Origin of the sequence: Virgibacillus sp. 6R (genome assembly GCF_001895305.1) — a bacterium.
GTDB lineage: Bacteria > Bacillota > Bacilli > Bacillales > Amphibacillaceae > Virgibacillus > Virgibacillus pantothenticus.
The window spans coordinates 104290-129007 of the sequence record NZ_CP017762.1 but is presented as its reverse complement, the minus strand read 5'-3'; the positions used below and the strand labels follow the sequence as shown (position 1 = coordinate 129007).

General features: G+C 38.6%; 22 protein-coding genes. 18 read left to right on the top strand and 4 right to left on the bottom strand.

Annotated features, from left to right (window positions below):
- Positions 1–154: 154 nt before the first annotated feature.
- From BKP57_RS00620 to BKP57_RS00575, 10 genes are all read left to right on the top strand, one after another.
- Positions 155–2218 carry a sigma 54-interacting transcriptional regulator gene (locus BKP57_RS00620; RefSeq protein WP_050353026.1) on the top strand — a complete coding sequence of 688 codons (2064 nt, stop codon included), beginning with the start codon at positions 155–157 and terminating at the stop codon, positions 2216–2218.
- Between the two features lie 118 nt (positions 2219–2336).
- Entirely contained in the window at positions 2337–3251 is a 915-nt protein-coding gene (yqiS, locus tag BKP57_RS00615) for a phosphate butyryltransferase (RefSeq protein ID WP_050353025.1), read from the top strand.
- Positions 3252–3263: 12 nt separating this feature from the next.
- Positions 3264–4358 carry a Leu/Phe/Val dehydrogenase gene (locus BKP57_RS00610; RefSeq protein WP_050353024.1) on the top strand — a complete coding sequence of 365 codons (1095 nt, stop codon included), beginning with the start codon at positions 3264–3266 and terminating at the stop codon, positions 4356–4358.
- A 70-nt stretch (positions 4359–4428) separates the two neighbouring features.
- Positions 4429–5535 (top strand): butyrate kinase, encoded by a 1107-nt coding sequence (gene buk / locus BKP57_RS00605; protein WP_050353023.1) that lies wholly within the window; start codon positions 4429–4431, stop codon positions 5533–5535.
- Between the two features lie 15 nt (positions 5536–5550).
- The gene (gene lpdA / locus BKP57_RS00600) at positions 5551–6972 is read left to right on the top strand and encodes a dihydrolipoyl dehydrogenase (protein WP_072740875.1); all 1422 of its coding nucleotides are present in this window, start codon (positions 5551–5553) and stop codon (positions 6970–6972) included.
- A gap of 182 nt (positions 6973–7154) precedes the next feature.
- On the top strand, positions 7155–8147 hold the full coding sequence (locus BKP57_RS00595; RefSeq protein ID WP_050353021.1) for a thiamine pyrophosphate-dependent dehydrogenase E1 component subunit alpha: 993 nt from the start codon (positions 7155–7157) through the stop codon (positions 8145–8147).
- A 14-nt stretch (positions 8148–8161) separates the two neighbouring features.
- A complete protein-coding gene (locus tag BKP57_RS00590) occupies positions 8162–9145 on the top strand; it encodes an alpha-ketoacid dehydrogenase subunit beta (protein ID WP_050353020.1) in 984 nt (327 codons plus the stop codon).
- A 22-nt stretch (positions 9146–9167) separates the two neighbouring features.
- The gene (locus BKP57_RS00585) at positions 9168–10430 is read left to right on the top strand and encodes a dihydrolipoamide acetyltransferase family protein (RefSeq protein WP_050353019.1); all 1263 of its coding nucleotides are present in this window, start codon (positions 9168–9170) and stop codon (positions 10428–10430) included.
- 328 nt (positions 10431–10758) lie between these two features.
- On the top strand, positions 10759–11190 hold the full coding sequence (locus BKP57_RS00580) for a BrxA/BrxB family bacilliredoxin (RefSeq protein WP_050353018.1): 432 nt from the start codon (positions 10759–10761) through the stop codon (positions 11188–11190).
- A 182-nt stretch (positions 11191–11372) separates the two neighbouring features.
- A complete protein-coding gene (locus tag BKP57_RS00575) occupies positions 11373–12350 on the top strand; it encodes an aromatic acid exporter family protein (protein WP_050353017.1) in 978 nt (325 codons plus the stop codon).
- A 105-nt stretch (positions 12351–12455) separates the two neighbouring features.
- Here the strand turns inward: BKP57_RS00575 and prli42 are convergent, their stop codons facing one another.
- A complete protein-coding gene (gene prli42 / locus BKP57_RS21820; protein ID WP_199690104.1) occupies positions 12456–12563 on the bottom strand; it encodes a stressosome-associated protein Prli42 in 108 nt (35 codons plus the stop codon).
- A 364-nt stretch (positions 12564–12927) separates the two neighbouring features.
- Here prli42 and mce point away from each other — a divergent pair, with 364 nt between their 5' ends.
- The 5 genes from mce (at position 12928) to BKP57_RS00550 (ending at position 17947) form a co-directional block, all read left to right on the top strand.
- The gene (mce, locus tag BKP57_RS00570) at positions 12928–13371 is read left to right on the top strand and encodes a methylmalonyl-CoA epimerase (protein WP_232231284.1); all 444 of its coding nucleotides are present in this window, start codon (positions 12928–12930) and stop codon (positions 13369–13371) included.
- Entirely contained in the window at positions 13358–14905 is a 1548-nt protein-coding gene (locus BKP57_RS00565; RefSeq protein WP_050353015.1) for an acyl-CoA carboxylase subunit beta, read from the top strand. Before mce ends, BKP57_RS00565 begins: the two co-directional genes overlap by 14 nt.
- A 26-nt stretch (positions 14906–14931) precedes the next feature.
- The gene (locus tag BKP57_RS00560) at positions 14932–16053 is read left to right on the top strand and encodes a tripeptidase T (RefSeq protein WP_050353014.1); all 1122 of its coding nucleotides are present in this window, start codon (positions 14932–14934) and stop codon (positions 16051–16053) included.
- Positions 16054–16124: 71 nt separating this feature from the next.
- Positions 16125–17378: a DNA polymerase IV gene (locus tag BKP57_RS00555; RefSeq protein WP_050353013.1), complete on the top strand. Its 1254-nt coding sequence runs from the start codon at positions 16125–16127 to the stop codon at positions 17376–17378.
- A gap of 263 nt (positions 17379–17641) precedes the next feature.
- Positions 17642–17947 (top strand): hypothetical protein, encoded by a 306-nt coding sequence (locus tag BKP57_RS00550; RefSeq protein WP_050353012.1) that lies wholly within the window; start codon positions 17642–17644, stop codon positions 17945–17947.
- A 697-nt stretch (positions 17948–18644) separates the two neighbouring features.
- On the opposite strand, the gene BKP57_RS00545 is transcribed toward BKP57_RS00550, so the two are convergent.
- The 3 genes from BKP57_RS00545 to BKP57_RS00535 all read right to left on the bottom strand — a co-directional run bounded on the left by BKP57_RS00545 (position 18645) and on the right by BKP57_RS00535 (position 22169).
- A complete protein-coding gene (locus BKP57_RS00545) occupies positions 18645–20015 on the bottom strand; it encodes an aldehyde dehydrogenase (protein WP_050353011.1) in 1371 nt (456 codons plus the stop codon).
- A 13-nt stretch (positions 20016–20028) separates the two neighbouring features.
- On the bottom strand, positions 20029–20946 hold the full coding sequence (gene rnz / locus BKP57_RS00540) for a ribonuclease Z (protein ID WP_050353010.1): 918 nt from the start codon (positions 20944–20946) through the stop codon (positions 20029–20031).
- Positions 20947–21431: 485 nt separating this feature from the next.
- Positions 21432–22169 carry a glycerophosphodiester phosphodiesterase gene (locus BKP57_RS00535; protein ID WP_050353009.1) on the bottom strand — a complete coding sequence of 246 codons (738 nt, stop codon included), beginning with the start codon at positions 22167–22169 and terminating at the stop codon, positions 21432–21434.
- A gap of 387 nt (positions 22170–22556) precedes the next feature.
- Between BKP57_RS00535 and BKP57_RS00530 the strand changes: the two genes are divergently transcribed.
- Genes BKP57_RS00530 through BKP57_RS00520 form a run of 3 tightly spaced genes read left to right on the top strand, consistent with a single transcriptional unit; the run spans position 22557 to position 24706 of the window.
- On the top strand, positions 22557–23576 hold the full coding sequence (locus tag BKP57_RS00530) for an MBL fold metallo-hydrolase (RefSeq protein ID WP_232231283.1): 1020 nt from the start codon (positions 22557–22559) through the stop codon (positions 23574–23576).
- Complete coding sequence (locus BKP57_RS00525) at positions 23551–24348, top strand: SDR family NAD(P)-dependent oxidoreductase (RefSeq protein WP_072740874.1); 798 nt, start codon at positions 23551–23553, stop codon at positions 24346–24348. Before BKP57_RS00530 ends, BKP57_RS00525 begins: the two co-directional genes overlap by 26 nt.
- A gap of 22 nt (positions 24349–24370) precedes the next feature.
- Positions 24371–24706 (top strand): iron-sulfur cluster biosynthesis family protein, encoded by a 336-nt coding sequence (locus BKP57_RS00520; protein ID WP_050353006.1) that lies wholly within the window; start codon positions 24371–24373, stop codon positions 24704–24706.
- The last annotated feature ends 12 nt before the right edge of the window (positions 24707–24718 follow it).

The following is a 24718-nucleotide window of genomic DNA, read 5'->3' as shown; positions in this document are numbered from 1 at the left end:
AAAAAACCTTTTTATAGAACTAGAGATCAAATAAAATCCATGCCGAGAAAAAATCGCATAAATACGTGACAAATTTGAGGGAAAATCACAATTTGCATTACTTTGCAGACTGACGTAAGATAGAAATATGCAAAATAGTGCAAGGTGGGATGAAATGAAGCGCGTTCTTATTGTTGGTGCTGGTAAAGGTGGGAGTGTGTTATTAAATATTTTAAATGCTACGCAAACGATGAATGTGGTTGCTGTAATTGATACTAATCTATCTGCTCCAGGTCTCGAGATGGCGAAAAAATGGGACATCCCTGTGAGTCAATCGTGGAAAGGATGGGTTGACAAAGATATTGACATCATCATTGAAGCAACTGGTAATGAACATGTGCTGGAAGAGTTATTAGAGCGACGGGAACGAAAAACAGTCGTTATTCCTGGAACAGTTGCTTATATTATTTCTGAACTGTTTGATGAAAAACAGGAGCTTTTAGAAAAAATAGAACTGCAAATGCAAAATCAAAATTTAATTTTAAACAATATACGTGACGGTATGATTGTCGTGAACTACCATGGGATCATTACTTTTGTCAATAAAAGCGCGGAAACGATTATTGACCTAGCTAAAAGTGACTTAGAAGGGGAACGAATTGAAAACATCATTTTAAACACTCGACTGCCTGAGGTGTTAAAAAGCCGAAGACGAGAAATTAATCAGAAATTAACATTGGAAAATGGTAAGCAAATTATTGCAACACGAATTCCTATTATTTGTGCGGATAACCGTCTTTTAGGCGCTTTTGCTGTTTTTAAAGATATTACAGAAGTCGTCCATTTAGCAGAGGAAAATACAGACTTAAAAGAAATTAAAACGATGCTAGAGGCTATTATTCATTCGTCTGATGAGGCTATAAGTGTTGTAGATGAACAGGGGCTAGGTTTAATGATTAACCCTGCCTATACTAAAATAACTGGCTTAGCTGAAACGGATGTGATTGGCAAGCCAGCAACTACTGATATTTCTGAAGGTGAAAGTGTACATATGCGCGTTTTACAAACGAGAAGAGCTGTTAGGGGAGTATTGATGAAGGTCGGTCCGAATAAAAAGGAAGTCTATGTCAATGTGGCTCCGGTTATTGTAGACGGAAAACTGAAAGGTAGTGTTGGTGTACTGCATGATATTTCAGAAGTGCAATCATTAACGAATGAATTAAAACGCGCACGCCAAATCATTCGTAATTTAGAAGCCAAATATACATTTGCCGATATTATTGGTACTTCGCCGGAAATGAAAATTGCCTTAGAACAAGCGAAAGTAGGGGCAAGAACACCTGCTACTGTTTTGCTTCGAGGTGCTTCTGGAACAGGGAAAGAGTTGTTTGCTCATGCGATCCACAATGAAAGCGACCGTAAACATTATAAATTTATTCGTGTAAACTGTGCAGCTATCGCAGAATCAATTTTAGAAAGTGAACTATTTGGTTACGAAGAAGGAGCCTTTACCGGTGCAAAACGGGGAGGAAAGAAAGGTCTGTTTGAAGAAGCAGATAATGGCAGCATTTTTTTAGATGAAATTGGTGAGCTATCTTTGCATATGCAAGCCAAATTACTACGCGTGCTGCAAGAAAATGAAATTGTTCGCGTTGGAGGAACAACACCAATTACAATAAACGTGCGAGTAATTACAGCTACCCATGTAAACTTAGAAAAAGCGATCATGGCCAAAACATTTCGGGAAGATCTTTACTATCGGTTAAATCGCTTGCCTATATTTATTCCGCCTTTAAGAGACAGGCTCTCTGATCTTCCACTACTGGCTAAGCATATTATTACAAAGATTAATCAAGATTATGGTAGAGACGTGCAACATATATCCGAAGAGGCTTTAGCAATTTTAAAAAATTATCATTGGTCAGGCAATATCCGTGAACTGGAGAATGTAATTGGTCGAGCCATGATTTATATGGGAATACATGAAAAGGTGATTCAGCAATCGCATTTGCCAAATTTAACTAGTGCGGTTCCAGATCATACTTTTTCGTTCCCTGCTAAAGCAAATCACCAATCTTTACAACACGTTATAGAACAATATGAAAAAAATTATATTCAACAGGTTTATGAACGCAATGACTATAATAAAACGAAAACAGCTAAGGAATTGCAAATCTCGATTCGAAATCTTTATTATAAGATGGAAAAATACCAGCTTGCAAAACCTGACCTGCAATAGATTGCAGGTTTGTGCAATTTATTGCAGACTGAACTCTGGTGGATAAAGCGCTTTCAATCCATGGGTTTTGGCACATAACTTGCTATATAACTGTGGAGGGAATGGTTAGGAGGATCATATGGACAGTTTGACAGAATTAAAATTTGCCGCTAAAAAGGAACATAAAAAAGTCGTCTCTGTAGCAAATGCCGAAGACGAGAATATTTTGCAGGTTGTAAAAATTGCCTTGGAAGAAGATTTATGTCAGTTTTTGTTAGTCGGCGATGAATTGAAAATTATGAAGTTAGCGAAACAAATTGGGCTTAATTTGTATAATTGGCGAGAAAAAGTAACCATTAAACATGAAACTGATATAACAAACATAGCGCAATCAGCCATTCGCGCTGTAAAGCAAGAGCAAGCAGATATTGTTATGAAAGGGAAAATACCGACTAAAAAGGTCTTGAAAGCAGTGCTACACAAAGAAAAGGGCTTGCGAACGGGGAAGGTTTTATCTCACGTGGCAGTATTTGAAGTGCCAAGTCAAGAAAAGTTAGTACTATTAACAGATGCAGCTATGAATATTGCTCCAGATATTCAACAAAAGGCAATCATTGTTGAAAACGCAGTGAAAGTAGCACAAAATATTGGTATCAGCCTACCTAAAGTAGCTGCTTTAGCACCAGTAGAAGTAATTAATCCTGCAATGCAATCCACAATTGATGCAGCAGCATTAACACAAATGCAACGCAGAGGACAAATCGAAAACTGTCTTATTGATGGTCCGCTCGCTTTTGACAATGCTGTTTCTAAAGATGCTGCAGTTCAAAAAGGGATTTCATCTGACGTTGCTGGAGATGCAGATATACTCCTTGTCCCTTCCATTGAGGTGGGTAACGCCTTGTACAAATCGTTTGTATATTATGCACAAGCGAAAGTAGCGGCAATTATTAGTGGAGCTAAAGCACCACTTGTATTAACGTCACGAGCTGATCCAATCGAAAGTAAATTACATTCGCTGTCCCTTGCAATTATGACAGCTACAACCAAATAGGAGGGAACTTTAATGGAACTATTTCGTTATATGGAACAAGATGATTATGAACAGGTCGTATTTTGTCAGGATAAGAACTCTGGTTTAAAAGCAATCATTGTCATTCATGATACAACTTTAGGTCCTGCTTTAGGTGGAACAAGAATGTGGACATATGAAACAGAAGAAGCAGCTCTTGAAGATGCGCTTCGGCTAGCTAAAGGAATGACGTATAAAAATGCTGCTGCCGGCTTAAATTTAGGCGGTGGAAAAACAGTTATTATTGGAGATCCGAAAACAGATAAGAATCCAGAAATGTTTCGTGCGTTTGGGCGTTACATTCAAGGACTAAACGGGCGCTATATCACAGCTGAGGATGTTGGAACAACAGTACATGATATGGATCTCATTCATATGGAGACAGATTTTGTAACTGGTATTTCCCCTGAATCAGGCTCTTCTGGAAATCCTTCTCCAGTAACCGGATACGGGGTTTATAAGGGGATGAAGGCAGCTGCTAAGGAAGCATTTGGCGATGATTCATTAACTGGGAAGACGATCGCTGTACAAGGTGTAGGTAACGTCGCATATGCCCTTTGTGAACATCTACATAAAGAAGGAGCACGCTTGGTCGTTACGGACATTAATCAGGCAGCAATACAGCGAGCGGTGGATGATTTCGGTGCCGAATCAGTTGAACCAGATGCGATTTATGATGTAAATTGCGATATTTATGCGCCATGTGCGTTAGGTGCAACGATTAATGACGAGACCATTCCAATAATAAAAGCAAAAGTTATAGCTGGTTCTGCTAACAATCAATTGAAAGAGTCTCGACATGGTGATATGATTCACAAGCGGGGGATTATTTATGCTCCTGATTATGTCATTAATTCTGGTGGGGTGATTAATGTTGCCGATGAACTACAAGGATATAATTATGACCGAGCAATGAAAAAGGTAGAAACCATTTATGACAGCTTACAAAAAGTGTTTGCCATTGCTAAACGTGATCATATTCCTACTTATTTAGCTGCTGATCGGATGGCAGAAGAGAGAATTAAGTCTGAATATCGTTCCAGGAGCCAATTTTTATTAAATAGTCACCATATTTTAAGCAGAAGATAAGCTAACTTCACTATCCGTGGCTTACTTCCCTCACGGATGGTTTCATTATCAAAATGCTTAGTGAAAATACATGGAGGGGCGATGTGTATTGCAGGCTATCTTTAGGACCCTTGTTATCAACCCTGGTTCAACATCGACCAAGATTGGCGTGTTCGATAATGAAGGATGTATATTCGAAAAAACAATTCGACATGCTGTGGAGGAGATACAAGGTTTTCAGTCTATCAGCGAACAGAAAGCTTTTCGAAAAGATGTTATATTGGAGCAACTTGATTATGAAGGAATTAACATTTCCAAGCTGGATGCTGTTTGTGCTCGAGGCGGTTTAATTCGACCTATAGCAGGTGGAACATACGAAGTAAATGAAGCGATGTTAGCTGATTTGGAAATGGGCTATAACGGGCATCATGCTTCAAATTTGGGCGGTATTATTGCAAATGAAATTGCTTCTGCACTCCATATTTCAGCATATATTGTAGACCCGGTCGTAGTGGATGAGCTTGCTGATATAGCACGCTATTCCGGTATACCCGAAATACCTAGAAAAAGTATTTTTCATGCACTTAATCAGAAGGCAGTTGCTCGCCGAGTTGCCAAGCAGTTAGATGGAACGTACGAAGAAATGAACTTCATTGTGACACATATGGGTGGCGGGATAACCATCGGTGCTCATCATCGAGGCAGAGTGATTGATGTGAACAATGGGTTGCATGGAGAAGGACCTTTTTCCCCTGAGAGAGCAGGTACGGTGCCGGTTGGAGATTTAGTTTCAATGTGCTTTTCAGGGCAATATTACTTAGAAGAAGTCATGCGTAAAATTGTCGGTAATGGCGGATTAATGGGCTATTTACAAACGAGTGATGCTACAGAAGTTGAAAAACGAATTGCTTGTGGGGATACATATGCCAAGCAAATTTATGAAGCAATGGCTTATCAAGTCGCTAAAGAAATTGCTGCGATGAGTTCTGTATTACATGGCAATGTGGATGCTATCGTGTTGACGGGCGGCCTAGCATATGGCAAATCTTTTACCGATATGATTATAGATCGAGTGGATTGGATAGCTGATACCGTTGTTTATCCAGGCGAGGATGAGTTGCAAGCTTTAAATGAAGGTGTACTGCGAGTATTACGTGGAGAAGAGCAGCCGAAGGTCTATCCAGGCAAGGCAGGATAAAAAGGAGTGAATAAATTGGCAACAGAATATGATTTAGTCGTACTTGGAGGTGGAACGGGTGGTTACGTAGCTGCAATCCGTGCCTCGCAGCTTGGAATGAAAGTAGCTGTTGTAGAGAAAAGGCAGCTAGGGGGTACATGCTTACATCGAGGTTGTATTCCTTCAAAAGCATTGTTGCGCAGTGCTGAGGTATACAGGCAGACGAAAGAGGCAGCTTTGTTCGGAGTGGAAACTGAATCAACAACGCTAAAATTCCCACTCGTACAAGCGAGAAAGCAGAAAATAGTCGACCAATTGCACCAAGGCGTTAAAGGATTAATGAAAAAAGGAAAAATTGATACGTACTATGGCCATGGTCGTATTTTAGGACCAAGTATATTTTCTCCAATGGCTGGAACCATTTCTATTGAACATGGTAACGATCAAGAGAACACGATGCTTATTCCCAAACATGTATTAATTGCCACTGGATCAGAACCAAAAATATTGCCGGGTTTGGAAGTGGATCATTCCTTTGTGATGACATCAGATGATGCATTGCAATTAACGGAGTTACCAGATTCGATCCTTATTGTCGGTGGGGGCGTCATAGGAATTGAATGGGCATCAATGCTAGCTGATTTTGATGTCGAAGTGACGGTCATCGAATATGCGGAGCACATCTTACCTACCGAAGATGAAGCAGTTTCGAACGAGGTGCAAAAATTGCTGAAGAAAAAAGGAGTTTCGTTCGTAACGAGAGCAAAAGTATTGGCAGATACTATCCAAAAAGACAGTCAGATTACCTTGGAGGCAGAAATAAATGGTAAAAAGCAATCATTTCAAGCAGATAAAATGCTTGTATCTGTAGGGCGAAAGGCGAATATAAGTAATATAGGTCTGGAGAATACGGATATTGTTGTTGACCACGACGTGATTCAAACCAATGCATTTTATCAAACAAAAGAAACACATATCTATGCTATTGGTGATGTTATCGGGGGTATGCAACTTGCCCATGTTGCCTCAAATGAAGGTATAGTTGCTGTAGAACATATGGCAGATCAAGCCCCATTGCCTATTGACTATTTGCAAGTACCTTCCTGCATCTACTCGAACCCCGAAGTAGCAAGTGTCGGTTTAACGGAAAAACAAGCGAAAGAACGAGGTTATGACGTAAAAGTAGGAAAATTTCCTTTTCAGGCAATTGGAAAAGCACTTGTTTACGGAGAAACAGATGGTTTTGTGAAAATCGTTGCTGATAAACAAAATGATGATCTGTTAGGTGTTCATATGGTTGGACCTCATGTAACCGATATGATCTCTGAAGCAGGTTTAGCAAAAGTGCTTGATGCTACTCCATGGGAGATTGCGCACTCCATTCATCCACACCCAACCTTAGCCGAGGTGTTTGGTGAAGCAGCACTTGCTGTCGATGGAAATCAAATACATGGATAAAGTGAATCTTCAATCAGTGGGGGTTTTCATTCATCCCCAACTGATTGTTAGATGAACGAATCGGGCATTTAGGTGCTGTTATCTCCCACGTAGACTTGTTGCAGTACAGATTATCCACTCCTGAAGCGGGAGTCTTACAGCACATTATATGCTGGATAAATAATTGAAGGAGGGAACTTTTCATGTCAGAAAAAGACTATCAAGCTTTAGGACTTACAGATGAGCAGGTTTTGGATATTTACCGGACGATGTTGCTTGCCCGAAAAATTGATGAACGAATGTGGTTGCTTAACCGTGCTGGGAAAATTCCATTTGTTATATCCTGTCAAGGACAGGAGGCTGCGCAAGTCGGAGCAGCGTTTGCGCTAAATCGAGAAAAGGATTATGTTGCTCCTTATTATCGTGACATGGGCGTCGTGCTTGCGTTTGGTATGACGACTACAGATTTAATGCTATCTGGCTTTGCTAAAGCGGAGGATCCAAATTCTGGTGGAAGACAAATGCCTGGTCACTTCGGGCAAAAGAAAAATCGGATACTGACAGGCTCTTCGCCAGTAACGACACAGCTTCCACATGCAGTCGGCGTCGCATTAGCTGCCAAAATGAAGCAAGATCCTATTGTTTCGTTTGTAACATTAGGCGAAGGATCATCTAACCAAGGTGATTTTCATGAAGGATTGAATTTTGCAGGAGTACATAAGCTTCCTGTTATTACAATGGTAGAAAACAATCAGTATGCCATTTCTGTCCCTATCGAAAAGCAAATTGCTAGCAAAACGGTTGCTGAGCGAGCACAATCGTATGGAATGCCAGGAGTTACGGTAGATGGAAATGACCCGTTAGCAGTTTATGATGCCGTGAAACAAGCACGTGAACGAGCAATGAACGGAGAAGGTCCGACATTAATAGAAGCTGTTTCCTATCGTCTAACTGCTCATTCCAGCGATGATGATGATCGGTTGTATCGAAATAGTGAAGAAGTAGATGAAGCAAAGAAAAAAGACTCCATCATCACGTTTGCAAAGTATTTAAAGGATGCAGGTGTCTTAACGGATGAATTAGAAAAAGAAATGAATGAAACGATTCAAAAAGAAGTAAATGAAGCAACTGACTATGCTGAAAATGCCCCATATGCTGAACCAGAAGATGCGTTAAAATTTGTTTATGAAAAGTAAGGAGGGGAAATACAATGCCAGTGATGTCTTATATTCAAGCAGTAACTACTGCTTTACGGGAAGAGATGCAACGAGATGAAAATGTGTTTGTTTTAGGAGAAGATGTTGGTAAAAAAGGTGGGGTTTTTCGCGCTACCGATGGTCTATATGAAGAATTTGGCGAAGCAAGAGTGCTGGATACGCCACTTGCAGAATCAGCTATTGCAGGAGTTGGTATAGGTGCGGCAATGTATGGTATGCGTCCTGTTGCGGAAATGCAATTTGCAGACTTTATTATGCCGGCAGTTAATCAGATCATTTCCGAAGCAGCCAAAATTCGCTATCGTTCTAATAATGATTGGCATGTACCGATGACCATTCGTGCTCCTTATGGCGGAGGTGTTCATGGGGCACTTTATCACTCCCAATCGGTGGAGGCAGTATTTGCTAATCAACCAGGATTAAAAATAGTCATGCCTTCTACTCCGTACGATGTGAAGGGCTTATTAAAAGCAGCTATTCGTGACAATGACCCAGTACTCTTTTTTGAACATAAACGAGCATACAGGTTATTGAAGGGGGAAGTACCAGCAGAGGATTATGTTCTACCAATTGGCAAAGCTGATATAAAGCGAGAAGGTTCCGACATCACCGTCATTACATACGGTCTTTGCGTCCACTTTGCTCTACAGGCAGCAGAAAAGCTAGCTGAAGAAGGAATTAGTGCTCACATTTTAGACCTGCGAACAGTGTATCCTTTAGATCAAGAAGCAATTATTGAAGCGGCGAAAAAAACTGGAAAAGTACTTTTAATTACAGAAGATAACAAAGAAGGAAGTATTATTGGCGAAGTAGCGGCAATCATTGCTGAGCATTGTTTATTTGATTTGGACGCACCTGTACAACGGCTGGCAGGTCCAGACGTTCCTTCTATGCCATATGCACCAACAATGGAGAAGTTCTTTATGATGAATCCGGATAAAGTAGAAAAAGCAATGCGTGAATTAGCGGAATTTTAATTTGCTGTTAGGAGGTCAAACAATGGCGATAGAAAAAATCAAGATGCCACAGCTTGGTGAAAGTGTTACGGAAGGCACCGTGAGTTCTTGGCTCGTTCAGGTTGGAGATGAAGTGAATAAGTATGATCCGATTGCGGAAGTTCTTACAGATAAAGTCAATGCAGAAGTCCCGTCCTCTTATAGTGGAACAATAAAAGAATTAGTTGCTAAAGAAGGGGACACCATTGAAGTAGGCGAATTAATGTGTTATATCGATACAGGTGGTGAGGCTGAAGCAGTAGAAGAAGAAAGACAGCTTGTATCAGAAAAAACAGAACAGGAGGAAGCAAAACCTGCTACCGATCAGTCGATGAAAAAGCGTTACTCTCCTGCAGTATTACGTCTTGCTCAAGAACATGATATTAATCTAGAACAGGTAACAGGTACCGGTAAATCGGGAAGAATTACTAGAAAAGATGTGGAAAAAATCATTGCTTCTGGGAAAATTCCTGCACCAAGTAAAGAGCAGCCCGATTCTAAAGCGGAAGAACAAGTATCTCAACAGCCTGCAAAACCTTCTGCTGCACCAAAACCAGATACGTATCCTGGCGATGTCGAAATTCCTGTCACCGGAGTACGAAAAGCCATTGCGCAAAATATGGTACGCTCCACACAAGAAATACCGCATGCTTGGATGACAGTGGAAGTAGATGTAACGGATCTGGTAACGTATCGAAATGCGATAAAAGATGACTTTAAAGCAAAAGAAGGCTACGGGTTGACCTTTTTCGCCTTTTTTGTGAAAGCTGTAGCACAAGCGTTAAAAGAATTTCCGCAACTTAACAGTACATGGGCAGAGGACAAAATTATCCAACGTAAAGAAGTGAATATATCTATAGCGGTAGCAAAAGAGCAAGAGCTGTTTGTACCTGTTATCCATCATGCTGACGATAAAAGCATTAAAGGGATAGCAAAGCAAATTCATGAATTAGCTGTCAAAGCGCGAACAGGTAAACTAACGGCGGATGATATGAAAGGCGGCACATTTACGGTTAATAATACTGGGTCATTTGGCTCCATTCATTCTATGGGAGTTATCAATTACCCACAAGCGGCTATTTTACAAGTGGAGTCGATTGTCAAACGTCCAATGATTGTCAATAATATGTTCGCTGCAAGAGATATGGTTAATTTATCATTATCTTTAGATCATCGAATTTTAGATGGATTAATTTGCGGTCAATTTTTAGCTCGTGTGAAAGCTATTTTAGAACAAATGAACGCACAAACGGTCAATGTTTATTAAAAAGGTTTTGTAAACAGGCGTATAACCCTGTTGTTTCTAGAGGTAAATACATCGGAAACAGTAATGTAATTGACATTGTTAGTAGATAAATCGATAGATGGCTGTCGTCTTACGATTACAGCTGAATGATCAACAAGCAATGCATTTCATTCTAGGCTTAAAAGAAAGCCTATTTAGAAGATAGTTACGACAGGAGCGTCATATAACGCATGTCATCATAAGAAAGATACTTTAACTAGCAAATGTATTTAATTGAAATATTGCTTTGATACTGGTATTCTAACAACAAGGTTATAAAGTATCATTATAATAAGGGGTTTGATTTTTCATGGATTTTAACATATTTATGAATGATGTGGTCAATGCTGCAAGAGAAGATATAAGAGAAGCAGGTTATGAAGAACTTACCACTCCAGAAGCTGTTGATGAAGCTTTGTCTCGCAAAGGAACAACTCTAGTTATGATTAATTCGGTTTGTGGGTGTGCTGGTGGTATTGCTAGACCTGCTGCTGCTAATGCAGTTCATTATGATAAACGTCCAGATCATTTAGTTACAGTGTTTGCTGGTCAAGATAAGGAAGCTACAGAAAGAGCAAGAACGTACTTTGAAGGATACCCACCATCCTCACCTTCCTTTGCTTTTCTGAAAGACGGAAAAATCGTCACGATGTTGGAGCGTCATGATATTGAAGGTCATAATGCGATTGATGTGATTGGGAACTTGCAACAAATTTTTGAAGAACATTGTGAAGAAGTTTAAGGTTAATGATAAAGTAAGAAAGGGCTGGCTGTCACTATATATAGGTCAGCCTATTTTTACGTTACGAAAGACCGAACATCTCAAAAAAAACGGCTAGAAGTTGATCAACTAGCAACCAAATGAATGAACTTCCAACCATGAGGGAAAGACAGTTATGAATTATTTTTAAAGGAGAATGACACTTGAAGATTGGGTATCGAACGATAAAAACAGCTATCGGAACACCAATCGCTATTTGGATTGCACAATTGTTAGGAGTTACCAATTTCGTTTCTGCAGGTATTTTAACGATTTTATGCATTCAACCATCAAGAAAGCAATCTTTTTTAAGCGCTTGGAACAGGTTTTTAGCCTGTATCATTGCATCTGTTTTTTCCATTGCTTTCTTCTATTTTATTGGTTATCATCCAATCGTGGTTGGTTTGTTATTAATGGTTTTTATTCCGGTAACTGTACTTCTTAAAATTACGCAAGGTATTGCTACTAGCACTGTGATTATTTTAAATTTATATGGAGCGCACTATTTAGATTTCGATTTTTTAGTGGACCAATTCTTATTAATTGTTGTCGGAATTGGAACAGGACTTGTCATGAATTTATATATGCCAAGTTTAGATCGCAAATTAAAGGAAAAACAACAAGAATTGGAGAAAAATTTTCAATTTGTTTTGTATGAAATTGCGCTTTATGTCCGAAATAAAAATATTGATTGGGATGGCAAAGAAATAACGAGAATTGGAGAGATCTTAGAAGAGGCAAATGATTTAGTAGAGCGGGATAAGGAAAATCACCTATTACGAAGCAAGCATATCTATCGTGACTATTTCAAAATGCGTACTCGGCAGTTTGAATTGTTGCAACGGATGTTGCCTTTAGTTACAAGACTGCCTAAAAAAGATACTATTTCAGAAAAAATCGCCAACTTTTTTGAATCTCTATCGGAGGCTGTGCATCCAGGAAATACAGCTATCATCTATCTAGAAAAATTAGAAAACCTACGTAAGGAGTTTGATGAGGAAGATCTCCCTTGCTCCAAAGAGGAATTCGAGACAAGAGCTAATTTGTTTCGGCTGCTGCATGACATTGAAGATTATTTAATTGTAAAATTGAAATATAAAGAAAGCGATATTGTAAGAAAAAAGAAGGAGATGGAGAGTTAATACAATATTAAACAGACAGTAAACAACAAGCACCCGCTTAGAAATAGAAATCATTTTTTCTGTTTCTAAGTGGGTGCTTTGGTTTTCTTTTAGATTTAAAAAGAACTAAATAAACAACGCCAGTCCTGCCGTCAAAGTAGAAAGAAGCATTGCAATAATCATAATATATACAACAATTTTAGTTCTGCGTTGGCGCTTTGATTGTCGAGACATATAGATCCCCCTTACATTCATTCAATTTATCATAAAGATGGTTTACTCAGGCTCATTAATATGAAATATAACATGGATTAAAAAAAGTGTAATATAACACGCAAGCTTCGTTTAGTTTGAAAATGGAGCAAACATTGCTAAACACTTTTTTACAAAAACACATGTAAAAAACATCATGTTCCAGTGCTATTCTTAAATCGAACAACTATAGCATGTTATGGAATTATATATGTTCTGGTAATAGCTTTATTTTACCTTGAAACCAGCAATTGGACAAGAGTTAGAAGTGTTATTTTTATAAAACGAGGTCTGTTTAAAGGAATTGACAAATATGCATGATATATAAGCTAGTTGGAGGGGGAAGATGATGAACGAACGTTTATCGATATCCAAAAAAATTGCGCATATTGGCATTGCTGTCCGTTCTATTCAAGAGGTCTTGCCTTTTTACACAGAAGTTCTTGGGTTACAGGTTGTAAGACAGGAAACAATGGAAAAAGAGGGCGTATTGGTTGCTTTTTTACCAATTGGTGAATGTTTTCTGGAATTAATGGAACCATTGGATAAGCATTCTCCTGTTTTTAACTATATTGAGAAACATGGAGAAGGTCTCCATCATGTAGCATTAGAAGTAGAGCAGTTGCATCAGCAAATCAAAATATGGGAACGAAGCAACGTTCCATTACTAAATAAATATCCAAGAAAAGGAGCATGGGGAAAGCACGTTGCTTTCATCCATCCAGTTGCAGCGCATGGCGTTCTGTTTGAATTTTGCGAGAGGCAGGCAAATAGAGATGGACATGTATGATAAGTTAAACGAGTTATACGAAAAACGACGCAGGTCAAAGCTCGGTGGGGGAGAGCAGCGAATCGTTCAACAGCATACAAAAGGAAAATTGACTGCCCGTGAACGTATTTCCTATTTGTTGGATGCAGAAACATTTGTTGAACTATATCCGTTTATAACACAACGTCCTATTAAAAATGGAGAATTAATAGTAAACCATGCATATGGTGACGGAGTTGTTACAGGTTATGGTAAAATAGATGGAGAGCCCGTTTATATTTATGCTCAAGATTTTACTGTTATGGGTGGGACGCTTGGCGAAATGCATGGCAAAAAAATTGCTGCAGTGTTAGATTTAGCTGCCCAAAATAACAGCCCGTTTCTTGGATTGATTGATTCAGGCGGAGCCCGCATTCAGGAAGGTGTAGCAGCCTTAGATGGCTATGGGCAAATTTTTCGCCGTAATGTTCGCTATTCAGGCGTTATACCGCAAATTTCTGTCATCTTAGGACCAAGTGCAGGTGGAGCTGTATATTCGCCAGCGATTACAGATTTTGTGATTATGGTTCAAGATACATCACAAATGTTCATTACTGGTCCGAAAATTATTGAACAGGTTACAGGAGAAAAAATCACTGCGGAACGACTCGGCGGGGCTTTCATTCACAATACCAAAAGCGGTAATGCGCATTTCATTGCCAAAACGGAAAAAGAAGCACTGGATATAGTTCGCCGCTTAATTCCCTATATGCCGTCAGCACAAGGGCGTTCCTCTGTCTTACCGTTTCATTATGATTCTGCTAAAGAAAATGATTTAATGAAAATTGTACCTGTTGAAAGTAAAACTTCTTACGATGTCAAGCAAGTCATTCAATCCATCGTAGATCAATCTAGTTTTCTTGAAGTGCATGCCCAGTTTGCCAAGAATATTGTCGTTGGGTTCGTACGTATTGGGGGGAAAAAGGTTGGGATTGTTGCAAATCAGCCGAGATATTTAGCAGGTAGTTTGGATTTAGATGCAAGTGATAAAGCTGCTCGGTTTATTCGTTTTTGCGATGCATTCCAAATCCCGGTCGTAACATTGGTTGACGTAACTGGGTTCTTTCCTGGAGTAAACCAAGAACATCAAGGTATTATTAGACATGGAGCCAAATTACTTTACGCTTACGCAGAAGCTACCGTAGCTAAAATAACCATCATTTTGCGTAAAGCCTATGGGGGAGCATATGTTGCGTTAAGCAGCAAGTCCATTGGTGCTGATATTGTTTTTGCATGGCCAAACGCAGAAATTGCTGTGATGGGCGCAGAAGGTGCAGTGTCCATATTGTATACCAAGGAACTAACAGAAAGTAAAGATCCAATTTCACTGATGAAGGAAAAAATTTCTACATATAAGAAACGCTTTGCTACACCTTATGAAGCTGCAGAATTAGGTTTAGTCGATGATGTGATTGATCCAAGAGAAACGAGAGGAAAAATAATCGCGGCATTGGAGATGCTAAAGTATAAGCATGTGGTGTCTCCCGTAAAAAAACATGGGAATATCCCATTGTGATAAAGAAATGAAAGAGGATGATTTACGTGGTTAATGAACAACGTTTGGTAGATGAATTTTTAGAACTCGTACAAATCGATTCGGAAACAGGGAATGAAGAACAAATAGCGTCAGTATTAAAGAACAAATTTGAAGCGTTGGGCCTTGAAGTAATTGAAGATAATAGTAAACCAACTACAGGTCACGGTGCAGGAAACTTAATTTGTAACTGGAAAGGGGATCTTTCGAGCGCTGAAACCATTTACTTCACCTCACATATGGATACGGTCGTACCAGGAAAAAACATCAAACCGATCATTAAAGATGGATGGATTACCTCAGACGGCTCAACCATTCTAGGTGCTGATGATAAGGCTGGTTTAGCGGCTATTCTGGAAACAATTCGCGTCATCAACGAACAAAATATCAGTCATGGAGATATCCAATTTATTATAACTGTTGGAGAAGAGTCTGGACTAGTAGGCGCAAAAGCTCTAGATACTTCTTTACTTCATGCTAGCTATGGCTATGCACTAGACAGTAATGGAGATGTTGGGGACATCATTGTTGCAGCACCCACACAAGCAAAGCTTTATGCGATTATTAAAGGAAAAACCGCTCATGCTGGTGTCGCACCAGAAAAAGGAATTTCGGCAATTACATTAGCTGCAAAAGCGATTGCTAAGATGCCATTAGGCAGAATTGACGAGGAAACAACTGCTAATATTGGCCGCTTTGAAGGTGGAAAACAAACGAATATTGTAGCTGACCATGTGGAAATACTTGCAGAGGCAAGATCGCTTGTTCCAGAAAAAATGGAAGCACAAGTTGCAAAAATGAAGCAAGCATTTGAGAGCACTGCTAAAGAATTTGGTGGTGCTGCGGAAGTTACAGTTAAAGTGATGTATCCTGGGTTTAAGCAGCAAGCAGGAGATAAAGTAGTAGAAGTTGCTAAAAAGGCAGCTCAAGTAATCGGTAAAAAAAGTCAATTACTGCAAAGCGGTGGAGGCAGTGATGCTAATGTACTCTCCGGACACGGTATACCTACAGTAAATTTAGCTGTCGGCTATGAAGAAATTCATACAACAAATGAACGAATAAAAGTGGAGGACTTAGTGAAGGTTACGGAACTTGTTACAGCTATTATTCAAGAGGCAGCTAAAAACTAATGGTCAGCCTCTCTAAGTACGATTTGCTTAGAGGGGCTTATTTTAAATTACTTCATAAAGGAGTAATCTAGATGAATGAAGCAGTGCATAAACAAAGAAGAATTATTTTTCATGTAGATATGAATAGCTTTTATGCTTCTGTTGAAATGGCTTATAATCCAAATCTTAAAGGTAAGCCTCTAGCCATTGCCGGTAATCCAGAAGAAAGGAAAGGGATCGTTGTAACGAGCAGTTATGAAGCTCGTGCCAAAGGAGTTAAAACAACGATGAATGTGTGGCAAGCCAAAAAATTATGCCCAGAGTTAATGGTCATGCGCCCTAATTTTCCCCGTTATCGCGCAGCATCGAAAGCAGTGTTTAAAATATTTTCTGAGTATACCCCCCTTGTTCAGCCTGTATCTATCGATGAAGGGTATATGGATGTTACGGAAATGGCAAAGGAAGTACATGCAGTTGATTTGGCAAGAGAATTGCAGCAGCGAGTATTAACAGAACTCGATTTGCCGTGCAGTATCGGCATTGCTCCAAATAAATTTCTTGCTAAAATGGCTTCAGATATGAAAAAGCCATTTGGACTTACTATACTAAGGAAGCGAGAATTACCGACTAAATTATGGCCACTTCCGATTGGCGATATGTATGGTGTTGGTGAAAAAACAGCAGCAAAGCTAAATGCAACAGGCATTTATACGATTGGTGATTTGGCAAAAAAAGATGTATACCACTTAAAACAACTTCTTGGTATTAATGGAGAACGTTTACATAATAGGGCAAACGGCATTGACAATCGACCGGTCGATCCCGATGCCATTTATGATTTCAAAAGCATTGGTAATTCGAAAACATTGCCTCACGATACGACCGATGATAAGGAAATATATACATTGTTACAAGAGCTAGCAAGTAAAGTAGAGCAACGAATGAAACGAAAACGAACTGTTGGCAGAAGTGTGCAGCTAATGATTCGATACCACGATCGTCGTACGATTACGAGAAGCAAAAAGCTTCGTTATTATTTGCATGATAAAAAAGATATTCTGTTAGAAGCTAATGATCTACTGCAAAAACATTGGAATTTGGAGCCAATTCGCTTATTAGGAATTACGGTAGGGGATTTAGAAGAGCAGCAACTGCTTGCCAAACAGCTTGACTTATTCACATATGAAAATGAAGCAGAGAAAGAGAAGTTATACGAAGCAATTGAGCACTTATCCAGTAAATACGGAAAAAATCCATTTATTCGATTAGAAGATGACGTTTCTGAAGGAGCACAACAACCGACGACAAGCTTCCAAAAGGATTTTCTAGATGATTTTAAAAGCTAAAGGCAAGACAATTATCCTTAATCAGGTACTGCAAGACTTATCCCTCTTTTAGGGTTGGATAATCTATACCGTAAACAAAGTCTACGTTGGACATAATAGTCAACCTAATGCCAGATTCGTTCCTCTAACAATCAGTGGGGATAATGAACGACTCCCTCATTGATTGAAGCTTCATTTTATTTTTATAAATCGCTGTTTTTTTACAATAAAGAGAAATATACTATTAAAATTTAAGCATTACAATACGCAAAGGGGGAGGGCAAGTGAACAAAATATGGAAAGTTATAACTTGTTTTTCACTTTCTATTATAGGGATGATGATTATCTATTATAGCGGAACATATTTCTTAATACACACAAACGAAATTTCATCTGTAGAAATAGTAGACAAATACTCCGAAGAGAATGAATTTTACGTTTCAGTGAAGACAGAAGAGAATAAAATCGTTGATATTCGAGTAGAAAATAGAACAACATGGGATTTAATTGAATTAAAAGAAACTTATCAAATGACATATTCTTGGCACGGTAATCAAAAGCCAAAACTAGATAAAATTACGAAGAATTAGATCAAATTCAAGTCAAAATATACGCAACGGTTTTTGACTATTTTTTCATTTTTTGTACGCTATGGTAAATTGGATACTCCGTCCCACGATGGACAGAAACTGATAAACAGCTTTCATAGGGAAGATATAGATGGAAGTAGTACGGTTTAATTCAAGGGAATTAATATTGGGAGGATGAAAATAAAAAATATTTTTCTAAAATTAGTAGCGGATTTTGTTTATAGGTTACTATATTATTATTATGTAAACTTGAAGTGAATTTAAAATTGGATAATATTCACTTTGGAAAATGCATGGAAGATTATAATTGCGAAAGCTTATCTATACTATAATTAATAAACAAAGGCGCGGGGCGCCCAGCAACTATGCGACTTTAGAAATGCGCCCTACGATAAGTCATCATCGGTTCGTCGCTAAGAGGAAGGCCGACTAAAAACAGACTTGCCGCTCAGGCGCCGGCATACCCCTGTTTTTAGTGGCATGATTCCTAAATCTTTAGTTGATTTGTTCCATTCGCTACGTTGCTAAACGGGCGCCCCCACAGGTTTGTAACACTAGATGTGCCGAATCTTCGGGAGGATACATAGAGTGACCAATGGAATTTACCGGAAAGTCGCGGAGTTTACAGGAAAGTCGCTAGAGTTCACAATTTATCCAATAACTTCAAGCAAGAACTTCCTTTGTTCCTTCATGCCTATTACTTCATAATTTTTTTCAAAATGGTCTCCGATAATTTACTACCTGGATAACGAAATGGGACATCAAATTTAGTTGATTGTTTCATGATACTTTTTTTGTGAGAAAATGTATTAAAGCTGTATTTACCATGATAAGCTCCCATTCCACTTTCACCGACACCCCCAAAAGGAAGATGCGGATTGGCTAAATGAAAAACAGTATCGTTAATACTGCCGCCACCAAAGGAGAGATATTGCATAACCTGTTGTTGTGTGTTCCCGTTTTCACCGAAGTAGTATAAAGCTAACGGTTTTTCTTGTTTCCGAATCACACTAACAGCCTCTTCGATTTCATCAAAAGTTAAAACAGGCAGGATAGGTCCGAAGATTTCCTCCTGCATAACAGGATCTTCCCATGTGATTTTATCAAGAATAGTCGGCTCTATTTTTAATGTTAGCGGATCTGTTAAGCCGCCATGTACAATCGACCCATTTACCAGATAGTTTGATAAGCGATTAAAATGTTTTTCGTTAATAATTCGAATATAATCCTTATTGGATAGAGGATTACGACCATAAAAGCTGCGAATGTATTTTTTCATAGCTTTGAGTAATTTAAATTTTACTTTTTCGTGTACATATAAATAATCTGGTGCTACACAAGTTTGTCCGGCGTTCGTAAATTTTCCCCATACAATTCTTTTTGCAGCAAGATTAATATTAGCATCTTTATCTACAATAACAGGGCTTTTCCCACCGAGTTCTAAAGTAACTGGTGTAAGATGCTTACTAGCTTCTCTCATAATTATCCTTCCAACTGCTGTGCTTCCAGTAAAAAAGATATAATCAAACCGTTGCTGTAATAATTCCTGTGCGGTTTCCTTTTCCCCTTCGACAACGGTTAAATAAGACGGGTCAAAATAAGTTTCAGTAAGCTTTTTTAATAAGGCTGAAGTTGCTTTAGCTTCTTCTGACGGTTTAATGACGACACAATTACCAGCTGCCAGTGCACCGATTGCTGGTGCAAGTGCTAGCTGTAATGGATAGTTCCAAGGTGAAATGACCAAACAAACTCCGAGAGGTTCTTTGATTATATAATTTTTCGTACCTTTATGGGTAATCGGTGCGGATACTTTAATCGGCTCCATCCAATTTTGCAATTGTTTTAGCGTATGGTCGATTTCCATGAATAAAAAGCCTAATTCAGTCGTTAGTGTTTCGTGTTTTGATTTATTTAAATCAGTCTTTAATGCTTGATAGATGCTTGCTTCATTTTCCTTTAACATTGATTTTAATTTTTGTAGCTGTTGCTTACGAACTGTATAATCCATCGTATTTCCATTAAGAAAAAACGTTCGCTGGTTAGCAACAAGTTGTGCTATGTTCGTCAATGAAAGCCCTCCTCTACGTAATGGTAAATCTGGAAAAATCGTTGGCTAATTCTGTATTCGGAAATATTTCTCGGGCTTCCTGTAACAGCTGTTCATTTGCTTCTTGCTGGTAACGGGAAGAAATATGCGTCAAAATGAGATGTTTACAATTACTTTCACTCGCTAATTGTGCTGCTTCTAACGTAGTAGAATGGAAGTAACGGTGTGCAAGATTTTGTTTATCTTTTCCAAAGGTCGCTTCATGAATAAGTATATCGGCATTTTGAGCCAAGCGTATGTGGTCTTTAGAAAATCGAGTATCACCAATCAGAGAAATAATTTTTCCTCTGTTTGGCTCCCCCAACACATCTTTTCGGTAGATAGTCCCTATGTGAGGTATGGTGACATGGTCGTTTTCTTTAATTTCCTGATAGATGGGGCCTGGTTCAATTCCTCTATCCTTTAGTTTATTAACGAGTAATTCTCCTGGCTTATCTTTTTCAACGACGCGATAGCCAAAGCACGGAATTCCGTGTTCTAATAATTGAACAAAAACTTGAAACTGCCCTGCCTCAATGACCATTTGATCGGTTACTTCCACGAAAGATATGGCATAAGCTAAATGTGTTTCGCTCAAAGCCAAGCTCGTTTCGACATATTGTTTTAATCCCTTTGGACCATAGATGGTTAACGGCGTGTCTCCTCCTTGAAAAGAGCGACTACTTAGAAAACCAGGTAAGCCATAGATATGATCGCCATGCATATGTGTAATAAATATTTTATTTATCTTACGTGGCTTCAGGCTTGTATGCAAAATTTGATGCTGTGTTGCTTCCCCACAATCAAACAACCAAATACTATTCTGTTCTTGTAATAACGATAACGCTATAGCTGAAACGTTTCTTTCTTTGGAGGGAACTCCAGCTCCAGTACCAAGAAAAATCAATTCCATCGTTATCCCTCCATTCCATGTACAAATAACTAATTAGCTATTATGTTTATTATACTTCATTCGTGATAGCTTTTGTTTAGAACAGTATCCTTCTCAATATAAATTTAGGTAATGACTATTAAAAGCATACCCAAAAAGAAAATAACAAGGACTAAGGTCTTAAGTTCCCTTGAAAAAGAAAAACACTTTTGCTGCGTGTGCCGTAACATCGTGGTGCCTAAGTTCGAGGCGTTGAAGTTTGGAGTAATGTGCCTATACAGCATGTACTGAATTCTAGCCCCCTCCACAGGACGAGGATGGTTTTAGTAGGACGGCGTATGTATTTAGATACATGAGCACTACTAGTAACGCTTCCTCGAAACCTATTCTCTCGCAGGGAAACTCGCAAGAAAGGGGGCACTTTTTTCGAAGGGAGAAATAAGCCAACTAGAAACGTCGATGTGTCACTGTAGTGTGCTGTTTGAACATTCTCTATAATATACGCCTTACCGATTGTACAAAAGGTTTCTATAATACAACGCCTGATCAGGCACATCCGTAAATATCCCATCCACACCGTATTGAATAGAACGGATAAGGTGTGCCGGTCGGTTGATAGTATATAGTCTTAGTTTCATTTTGTGTTTGTTAGCAGCGGCGACTATTTTTGGTGTTACTCGTTTATATTTCAAATGCAGAGCATTTGCGCCTAATTCTTTTGCAACATGTACAGGATGCCGATATCTTCGTGAAGTTAAGAATGCTATTTCTGCAGTTTCTTTATATGCAGCCAATCTTACAACACTATTTGCATTAAATGTAGAAATGGTAGTTCGGTTCATCAGTTGATGAGTTGAGAGATATTCATAAACGATTGCCTCCATATGATTATATTCCACTTTATTATTTTTTAGTTCAATATTTAAATATAGTGGTTTCGGTTTAATCCAAGTCAGAAATTCTTCTAACGTTGGAATTGGTGTCCCGGTAAATTTTGGCGAAAACCAGTTTCCCGCATCAAGTTGACATAGTTCACGATATGTGAAATCCTTAATATATCCAATGCTATTGGTTGTTCGTTTTACATGCTCATCATGAATAAGAACTGGTATCTGATCTTTCGTTAGTTGGACATCTGTTTCAATTCCTTCTGCTTGCATCTGATCCGCTAATTGAAATGCAGCCATAGTATTTTCCGGAGCATAGCTGCTTGCTCCACGGTGAGCGTATATAGTTGGTTTCACTCTTTATTTCACCTCTTATAATATAGAACATGCTTGATAATTATTTACCCTTATACAGAGGTTGCTTAAACGGTTGTATTTTTTCTTTTACTTGTTTTGCCGGTTATATATTTAGGCTATTCAACCTAGCTCTTTGAAGTTCCTGCTCTTCTTATTCTTGCTTTTCACATGCTCTTCATGGATGTATTATTAGCATAATGGTTCTCCTTAAAAATGGTCAAATATTAGTTCATTTGATCATCTTTACATAAACAGAGTCATGCTTAATTGGGATGGAAATAGTTAAGCCTCATTTTAGCAGTAAAGATGAGGGGTATCAATCCGTGGTTAGATAGAACCAGTTAAAACAATCGACAATATGTTGTAAAGAGAGTACAATATATAAAAATGAATGATGATTCAGTTGGAGGAATCAAACGAATGAAAGTAATTGAACAGACCATTAGTCAAATAACCTTGCCAACTCCCTTTGCAGTAGGAGATGTGCATGTATATATGTTAGCAGGAGACACATTATCAATCGTGGATGCGGGAGTGAAAACAAAGGAAGCATGGGAAGCGTTAACGACTCAATTAAAGGAACTCGGGTATCGCCCAAATGATATTGAACAAATTTTTATAACACATCATCATCCCGATCATATTGGTTTAACAGAGCAATTTCCTAAAGCAAAGCACATTGCTGCTCACCCGAATGTCGACCGTTGGCTCACAAGGGATCAGCAGTATTTGGCTCATTATATGCATTTCTTTGAACAATACTTTATTGAAAGCGGTATTCCTAAAGTCTTCTATCATGCTTTAGATCAGCTAGAAGCTACGATGGATTTTGCAGGGAAAGGAGAAGTGACTATTCCTCTTGTTGAAGGTGATACGTTGCCTGGACATCCAGATTGGAAAGTGGTTGAAACAAAAGGGCATGCACAAAGTCACCTATCGTTTTTGCGTGTTCATGATCATCTTCTAATTGGCGGAGATCATATATTGCAACATATTTCTTCCAACCCGATCATGGAACCGCCGGAAATAGGAAAAACGATAGAGTATCGACCGCAGCCTATGTTACAATACCGGAAGAATCTGCAAAAATGTATTGATATAGGTGTCAAGAAGGTGTTACCTGGTCACGGTGAAATTGTTGAGCATCCACAACATTTAATCTTCTCACGTTTAGCGAAGCAGGAGGAACGGGCAGATTATGTTTATGATATTCTACAGCAGAGCAGATGTGCGTTAACGCCATATGAAATATGTACCAAACTTTTTCCGAAGCAGTTTAAAAAACAAATTGACCTAACCATGTCGGAAACGATTGGGCAATTAGATTATTTGGAATCCTTAGAACGGGTTAGAAAAAGAAAAGAGGACGGAAAAATAGTATATGAAGCAAGCATCATTGATAAATAAAAAAATAATCATTACTGGGGCATCGAGTGGTATTGGCGAAAAATTAGCATGGCACATCGCAAGGAATGGGGGAGTTCCCATTTTATTAGCTCGTTCACAAGATAAATTACAGCAATTGAGTGATTGTATATATCAATCTTTTCATGTACAAAGTCCGATTTATTCCATCGATTTACGAGACAAAAAGGCGATAAGTGGAGTTATTAGTGAGATTACTATAAAGCATGACCCCATCCATGGTCTCATTAACAATGCAGGAATGGGGATTTTTTCGGAAGTGAAAGATATAAGAGAAGATGAAGTGAATGCTATGTTTCAATTAAATGTAACAGCTTTAATCTTTATAACAAAGCAATTACTGCCTTATTTTCAACAACAGCCTGTAGCGCATATTATCAATATTGCATCACAGGCGGGTAAAGTAGCTACACCAAAAGCGGCGATTTATGCAGCGACAAAACATGCGGTACTTGGGTTTTCAAATGGGTTACGTCTTGAGTTGGCTGCAAGTAATATTTATGTAACAGCTGTAAACTTAGGACCAGTGAAAACAAATTTTTTCCTTACTGCTGACCCGTCTGGTAATTATGAGAAAAATGTGGCACGGTACATATTAGATCCAGACAAGGTAGCCAAAAAAATCGTTCGCTATTTATTTGCTCCCAAAAGAGAAATAAATTTGCCATTTTGGATGGATATTGGCAGCCGAATCTATCAGATGTTTCCAACAGTTACTGAAAAACTATTACGAAAGCAGTTTACACGAAAATAATCGTGAACAAAGGGGATTAATAATGGAACTATTGATAACGGACAAAGCTTGGGAGGAGTTGCAAACTATACAGTCGCAAACGTCTTTGTATTTATTATTATGGTACGATACAGAAGGTTGCGGTTGTGGAGTGAACGGTATGGCAACAATTCGCTTTGTGAAACAACGGCAACCAAGTTATAAGCGCGTGTTTAACCCAAGGATACTAACATTTATAGAAGAACAACAAGAAATATTTTTTTCTGAAAAACTAACACTTGATTATGAGCAAGGGTTATTTCGTTTGAAAAGCCATGAGGGTATTTTGAATCCTTTTATTTCTAAACAGCAATTGACTCGTGGAATAACAAACGTATGAGCTCTTTTTTAA